Source organism: Ahrensia sp. 13_GOM-1096m, assembly GCF_000620605.1.
In the GTDB taxonomy this organism is placed as follows: Bacteria; Pseudomonadota; Alphaproteobacteria; order Rhizobiales; family Rhizobiaceae; genus Ahrensia; species Ahrensia kielensis.
In genome coordinates, this window is the sequence record NZ_JIAX01000015.1 from 94,685 (window position 1) to 101,093 (window position 6,409).

Consider the following 6,409-nt stretch of genomic DNA (forward strand, 5'->3'; position numbering starts at 1 on the left):
AATGTTGAATGATACACCGCACCAAGACTTTGTTCAGCGTGCCAAATGGGCATTTACTACAAGACGTGTCGAACGCTCTGATTGTATTGGCCTTTCAAGTGATATTGAATCCGCCACACCGGGTGACTTGATATTAGGCGAAGTAATCAATATTCGCTCGCATAAGCGTATCCAATTGTCGATTGGCCGATATTCCACCCTCTATGAGGGGGATTTGGTGGTTCTTGCCTGCGGCGCGCGCTATGCGCCCGATCAATACGAGGGAATTGCTCAGCTTAATGAAGAAAGCAGTGACATGTTAGCTGGAGGCGGTGTCATCGGATTGATGCGCAAATCAAATACCAAGATGGCTGGCCCCACCAATGTGAAGCCGCTTGGAATTATTTGTAACGCAAACGGTCATCCGATAAACATTGAAGACTATGCATTGGCAAGCGTTGTACGCCCCCTAAATCTTACCACTATCGCTGCTGTCGGCTCATCGATGAACGGCGGTAAAACAACCGCTGTGGCAAGTTTTGCTCATGGTTTGACAAAGGCTGGGCATAAGGTAGCGGCAATCAAAGTTACCGGGACGGGTTCCTTTGGTGATTATAATACCTATCAGGATACAGGGGCTTTGTTTGTTGCTGATTTCGTTGACGCTGGCATGGTTTCAACCTATCAACTGCCGATTGACCATATTTCTGCAGGCATGAACACTTTGTTGGGGCACGCATCCGCTGCAGGATGTGATGTCGCATTGATCGAATTTGCGGATGGTATATTCCAAGCAGAAACTGCGGCAATGCTAAAGTCAAAAGAGGTGCGCGAGATTATCAATGGTTACATTTTTGCAGCGCCCTGCGCCGCCTCAGTGGTTGGGGGTTGTCAAGCTTTAAGAGCGATGGGAATTGAACCTTCAATCGTCACTGGAAAAGTCAGTGCTTCGCCCCTTGCAATTGAAGAAGCGCAGAAGATGGCAGCGGTGACGGTTGTGACACGCAACCAATTATTGGAGCCAACATCAGCAGAGACACTCTTGGAAACTATACGCGGCTCAAACTGGACAAAGGTTATGCGGGCATAGCCGCTTAAAGGATTTGTCATGAGCAAGCTACCCAAACTAAACGAAAATGGCCGAGGCTGGAAACTCCTTCAGGTTGTTTTTATGGCTCTGGGACAAGCGATGTGTGCAGGCGTAGCGGCGTTTGCAACTAGAGACATATTTGCTCACCTTAGGCTTCATGACAACCTGATCCCAACCCAACCATTGATCCTTATAGTCTTCGCTGGGCTTGGCATAGCGGTGCTTCGTTATATGGAACGAGTCACCGGTGAACGTATTGGCCAAGACTATGTTTCGGAGCTGCGTTTGCGCTTGTTCAAACATCTCTCCCGTCTTCCAAACCACGTAATGGAAGAACGCCGCCGTGGCGCCGTCACACTCAGATTTGTCGGTGACCTAAGTGCAATTCGCAATTGGATCAGCGCTGGTATTGCGCGGCTCATTTCATCAAGCATTGTTCTACCATTGGCGACGCTTGCTGTTTTCCTTATCAATCCAGCTTTAGGCGCGGCGGCGTCGATTCCAATTTTCGCCGGGATTGCTCTGATGATTATAGTTGCACCCCGCTTAGGTAAGGTCCACAGCCACCTTCGTTCGAGACGCGGAAATCTTGCAATTGATATGAGTGAACGAGCACCTTTTGCCCCGGAATTGCGACTGATGGGACGCATGAAAATTGAACAAAAATCTTTGCTTCGACGAACTCAGGATATGATTGCAGCATCCGTTAAGCGAGTGAAGGCCAAGTCATTTTTGAGGGCAATTCCAGATGCGATATCTGCGATTGCTGCCGCATCAGTTTTTTATGTAGCCTTTCAATCTAACATTCGTCCGGCAGAAGTCGCAGGATCACTTGCTGCAGTTGGCCTGATGGTCCAACCGATGCGCGACTTGGCAGGCGTATGGGATCGGTATCGTTCTTGGCTGGCAGCGCGGGATAAATGTTTGAACCTGCTGGAAAAATCAACCCTCAGAATTCCCCGATCGCCTGATGTCGAATTCACGTGCAAACCAAGATCACTTCGTTTTAAAGATGTTTCGTTTGGTATTTTGAAAAACATAAATGCCGAAGCCAAAAAGGGTAAGAAAATTGCGATATTGGGACCAAATGGGGGCGGTAAATCAACGCTGTTGAAACTGGCTGCAGGTTTGGATGCGCCTGACCTAGGTAAGGTACGCTTAGGCGATAGATCTCCTATCAGTCTGAACTCAAATGTCCGCAAGAGAATGATCGGCTATGTCAGTATGCGCACACCCATCCTCGCGGGAAGTCTGAGGCGCGCCCTTACAATGGGAATTGCAGAAATGCCGTGTGATACCCGTATAAAAATTATGGCGGAAACCTTCGGCTTAGGTGAAGTACTTGAAAGATTGGGTGGGCTCGATGGAAAGGTCGCCGAATTGGGCGGTAACCTCTCCTCTGGTGAAATTCGCCGGGTCATGCTGACGAGGGCGGCATTGTCAGAGGCGCATCTACTCCTATTGGACGAACCAGATGATGCGCTGGACGCTGAAGGCCCTCAATTGCTTTTGAAATTGATAAACTCGACCGATGCCACAACGTTGTTAATCACCCACAACAAGGCAATTGCCCGTTCGATGGATGAAATATGGTTCATCGAAAACGGACAATTAGTTGAGCAAGGCCTTCCGGACGAAGTATTGTCCGGATCGGGACCGATAGCGGCTTTCTTCACGCCGCGCTCTGCCGCTTGATATCCAACGCCACAAATTGCTTCATATGAGGTCGCGCCGTGGCGGCCGACAAAGCTGACAATTAGCTGAAAGTTGCTGTCAGGTATCGGTCAGCACCCATGCGCTAGTCTGGTTTCAGGATAAACAGCTCGTTGTCCTGCAAACCTAAAAATATTCACACCCAAAGGAATCAAAAGTCATGAAAAAATACATTCTCCCTATCGCTGCGATCAGCTTGCTTGCGACCTCCGGCGCATCTTTTGCAAGTGAAGACATGAATTGCGGAAGTGCCGACAAATCCACGTGGATGAGTGAAGAGGCTATCATGGAAAAGGCCAAAGAACTTGGCTATGAACCGGCGAAGCTAAAGGTAGAAGACGGATGCTACGAAGTCTATGCGAGAAAAGACGGCAAAAAGTTCGAAGTCTTCATGAACCCGGTTACGGCTGAAGTCGTCAAAGTTAAATCCGATGACTAATGCAAACAATGCAGGCACTTCCGGCAGCGAAACGCAGCCGGAAGTAGTCCTAGACACCGTAAAGGTGTGGGATCCATTTGTACGACTATTTCACTGGTCGCTTGTAGGTTTGTTTGTGTTCGCCTATTTCACCGGTGATGAGTGGGACAACGCCCATGAGTGGGCCGGTTATGCAATCGCAGCACTAGTTGCAGTGAGGGTTTTGTGGGGAATTGTAGGGCCTCGTCATGCGCGCTTTTCGGACTTTGTCTACAGCCCATCAACTATAATAACGTTTCTTCGCGACTCTGTCGCCATGAGAGCAAAGCGCTATATCGGTCACAACCCTGCCGGCGGTGCAATGGTAATAGGTCTCATCATTGCTATCACTGCCATTTCGGCAACCGGATATATGATGACTATGGATTCTTTCTGGGGCGAAGAATGGGTTGAAGAAGCTCATGAAATCTCTGTCAACGGAACGCTGGTGCTAATCATCGGTCACATTCTGGGCGTTGCCTTAGCTAGCATCGAACACAAGGAAAACCTCGTGAAGTCCATGATCACGGGGCTAAAACGCCGAAACTGATATCAGCATATCGGCGATGCCGGGCGGCTCCCCCTCTGAAACCGCCCGGCATAATAATTAATGAACTAAAATGCGAATGAGCATTTGCAACTAACTCTACTTCAATAAGTGAAAGACAATTGTTATGAAAACTGTTTACGCTGCCATGATTATTCTTGCCACTTCTGCTACTGCGTATGCGGGTGAAACGGCCTCAGCGCCAGGTACAACGCAATACTTTGTCAACTTAGCCGATGGCGACACGGTTGAAGGCCCGGTGAAAGTAATATTCGGTCTTTCGGGTATGGGCGTCGCTCCAGCCGGTGCTGACATTGAAAACACAGGTCACCATCACGTTCTGATTGACCGTCCCGCTATCGGTACTGGCGCGGATGGTGCTGAGGAATTTGATATGAACATGCCTGCCGAAGAAAATCTCCGTCACTTCGGTAAAGGTCAGACTGAAGTAATGCTTGAGTTGGCGCCAGGCGAGCATTCACTGCAATTGGTATTGGGTGACAAAGACCATATTCCGCACAACCCGCCGATATTTTCAGAAGTGATTACGATCACTGTTAAATAGTTGGGAAGTTTGCGGGACCGTCTTTGCTAGTCACAACCTTTGTTAACAAAGATGGACTTTTCAAAGCATTCGCAAGCGAACGTTCCTCCCGCATATGAAGAAAGAGCAATACAAAGGGTATTACAATGAAACAGATAATTCTCGTCGGCTTTACGGCACTCAGCTTGACCGCCTGCACAACGGTAACCAAGTCGCTGGAAGACAACAATTTCTCCAAACTCAAAGGTTCGGAAATACAAGCTACACTGCCAGGTAATTCCCTGCGGGGGACCGACAGTGCAGGCCGTTATACAATCTATTACACATCTGGAAATTCTATGAAAATTGTTCATAGCGGTAAACGAGGTGTTCGCAAGGATGTCGGTCGATGGCGCGTTGCTGGAGATCAGTATTGTCGCAGATGGACAAAAATCGGTAAGGGCAAAGAAAAGTGTGTCACTCTGTATAAAAACGGAAATTCAATTCATTGGGTTCAACGCAACAAGATCACAGATCGCTCCGTATTGCTGAAAGGTAATCCTGCAGGTCTATGACCTTTCGGTAACATAGACTTGCAAATTCAATGCGCTGGCCATTCGAAAGTTGTTGAAAGGTTCATGCGGTATAATTTAGCAGGACGCGGACGGTTACGGAAAATCAGGTAACCCTCACAATTGTATCGCCAAACTGATCAAACTAATATCAAGTTTCATAAATGGGTGTCGTAGATACCCATTTATGCATTTAAAGACAGCTGCTATGAATAGTCGGACATACCAATTGATCTATCAAATAGCACCTGCCAAAAAATCCTGCTGATCTAAACACTCACACCAAATATGCTTCCCACTCCTGCGGTGATTGCCATTGCTGCTGCGCCCCAAAACAATACGCGGGCAGTTGCGCGAAACTTGGGCGCTCCGCCTACTTGGGCACCCAAAGCGCCAAGGCCCGCAAGGCAAACTAATGTTGAGACGACCACAACAGGAATTATTTTATCGCTTGGTGCTAAAATGGCAGCGATAAGTGGAAGTGCAGCCGCGACCGTAAATGTAAAGCCAGATGCAATAGCCGCCTGCAACGGGTTTGCCGCGTGCACTTCCGATAGTCCAAGTTCGTCGCGCACATGCGCACCAAGCGCATCGTTCTCGGTGAGTTCCCGTGCAACCAAAGCGGCGGTTTCAACCGATAGACCGCGCGATTGATAAATGGAGGCCAACTCCGCTTCTTCCGCTTTTGGTGTATCGATAAGCGCCTGTTTCTCACGCGCAATATCGGCGCGTTCAACATCGGACTGCGAACTCACTGACACATATTCGCCAGCCGCCATTGACATAGCGCCAGCTGCAAGTCCGGCTGCACCGGCTACCAAGATGGCCGTCGGGTTTGGATCAGCCGCTGCCACGCCGACAATGAGGGAAGAAACCGACACGATACCGTCATTGGCGCCCAAAACAGAGGCACGCAGCCACCCGGCACGATTGATGAAGTGCAATTCCTCATGCGCAGATTCGTAAGGCAAGTTCATATTAGTCTCCATTTAAGATTTGGTGGTCACCATCCTCAGTGACACTCTTCGTATCACATTCGCATTTCCATTGAATGAAGCTACAAACGCGAAGCCTTGCTCGCTGAAATGATTGCCGAAAGCCAATTTACTTGTACCTTTGTCACTATCCCTCAACAAGAACGATGATTTTTGCCATTTTACTAGGTGATAATTTAACCATTGTTAGCCCAAAGAATGTTGAATGTCACTTAGAACTGACCCGGTATTGTCACCGAGATTTGACCCGCTAAGTCGTTATGCTTTCTTCGTCATGATTTGGTCAATGGTGTTGTTTCCTTTCGTTTCTGTTTTGCAATTTCAGAGCTGGCTTTGAAGCGGTAACTGTCATTGCCAGTCTCCAGTATGTGGCATCTGTGTGTTAGCCGATCGAGCAAGGCAGTGGTCATCTTGGCGTCACCGAAGACCGTCGCCCATTCACTAAAGCTAAGATTGGTCGTGATGATTACGCTGGTTCGTTCATAAAGTTTACTGAGAAGGTGGAAGAGTAGCGCGCCGCCTGATGTGCTGAA

General features: G+C 48.6%; 8 protein-coding genes. 6 read left to right on the forward strand and 2 right to left on the reverse strand.

Annotated features, from left to right (window positions below):
* The first annotated feature begins 1 nt into the window (after position 1).
* The 6 genes from N530_RS18245 (at position 2) to N530_RS0113785 (ending at position 4,884) form a co-directional block, all read left to right on the forward strand.
* Positions 2 to 1,069: a hypothetical protein gene (locus tag N530_RS18245; RefSeq protein ID WP_051540973.1), complete on the forward strand. Its 1,068-nt coding sequence runs from the start codon at positions 2 to 4 to the stop codon at positions 1,067 to 1,069.
* An 18-nt stretch (positions 1,070 to 1,087) separates the two neighbouring features.
* Complete coding sequence (locus tag N530_RS0113765; RefSeq protein ID WP_026481162.1) at positions 1,088 to 2,764, forward strand: ABC transporter ATP-binding protein; 1,677 nt, start codon at positions 1,088 to 1,090, stop codon at positions 2,762 to 2,764.
* Positions 2,765 to 2,942: 178 nt separating this feature from the next.
* Positions 2,943 to 3,221 carry a PepSY domain-containing protein gene (locus N530_RS0113770; protein WP_026481163.1) on the forward strand — a complete coding sequence of 93 codons (279 nt, stop codon included), beginning with the start codon at positions 2,943 to 2,945 and terminating at the stop codon, positions 3,219 to 3,221.
* Positions 3,214 to 3,789, forward strand: a complete 576-nt coding sequence (locus N530_RS0113775; RefSeq protein WP_026481164.1) for a cytochrome b/b6 domain-containing protein — start codon at positions 3,214 to 3,216, stop codon at positions 3,787 to 3,789. The genes N530_RS0113770 and N530_RS0113775 overlap by 8 nt, the downstream gene beginning before the upstream one ends.
* Before the next feature lie 124 nt (positions 3,790 to 3,913).
* On the forward strand, positions 3,914 to 4,351 hold the full coding sequence (locus tag N530_RS0113780) for a DUF4399 domain-containing protein (protein ID WP_026481165.1): 438 nt from the start codon (positions 3,914 to 3,916) through the stop codon (positions 4,349 to 4,351).
* Between the two features lie 125 nt (positions 4,352 to 4,476).
* Positions 4,477 to 4,884 (forward strand): hypothetical protein, encoded by a 408-nt coding sequence (locus N530_RS0113785; RefSeq protein WP_026481166.1) that lies wholly within the window; start codon positions 4,477 to 4,479, stop codon positions 4,882 to 4,884.
* A gap of 266 nt (positions 4,885 to 5,150) precedes the next feature.
* On the opposite strand, the gene N530_RS0113790 is transcribed toward N530_RS0113785, so the two are convergent.
* Both N530_RS0113790 and N530_RS18930 read right to left on the reverse strand, forming a co-directional pair.
* Entirely contained in the window at positions 5,151 to 5,858 is a 708-nt protein-coding gene (locus tag N530_RS0113790; RefSeq protein WP_026481167.1) for a VIT family protein, read from the reverse strand.
* A gap of 290 nt (positions 5,859 to 6,148) precedes the next feature.
* A partial coding sequence (locus tag N530_RS18930) for an ATP-binding protein (RefSeq protein WP_026481168.1) occupies positions 6,149 to 6,409 on the reverse strand: 261 nt, incomplete at its 5' end.

Coding starts and splice junctions, on each gene's coding strand:
- N530_RS18245 (WP_051540973.1), top strand. CDS start 2: ATGTTGAATGATACACCGCACCAAGACTTTGTTCAGCGTGCCAAATGG.
- N530_RS0113765 (WP_026481162.1), top strand. CDS start 1,088: ATGAGCAAGCTACCCAAACTAAACGAAAATGGCCGAGGCTGGAAACTC.
- N530_RS0113770 (WP_026481163.1), top strand. CDS start 2,943: ATGAAAAAATACATTCTCCCTATCGCTGCGATCAGCTTGCTTGCGACC.
- N530_RS0113775 (WP_026481164.1), top strand. CDS start 3,214: ATGACTAATGCAAACAATGCAGGCACTTCCGGCAGCGAAACGCAGCCG.
- N530_RS0113780 (WP_026481165.1), top strand. CDS start 3,914: ATGAAAACTGTTTACGCTGCCATGATTATTCTTGCCACTTCTGCTACT.
- N530_RS0113785 (WP_026481166.1), top strand. CDS start 4,477: ATGAAACAGATAATTCTCGTCGGCTTTACGGCACTCAGCTTGACCGCC.
- N530_RS0113790 (WP_026481167.1), bottom strand. CDS start 5,858: ATGAACTTGCCTTACGAATCTGCGCATGAGGAATTGCACTTCATCAAT.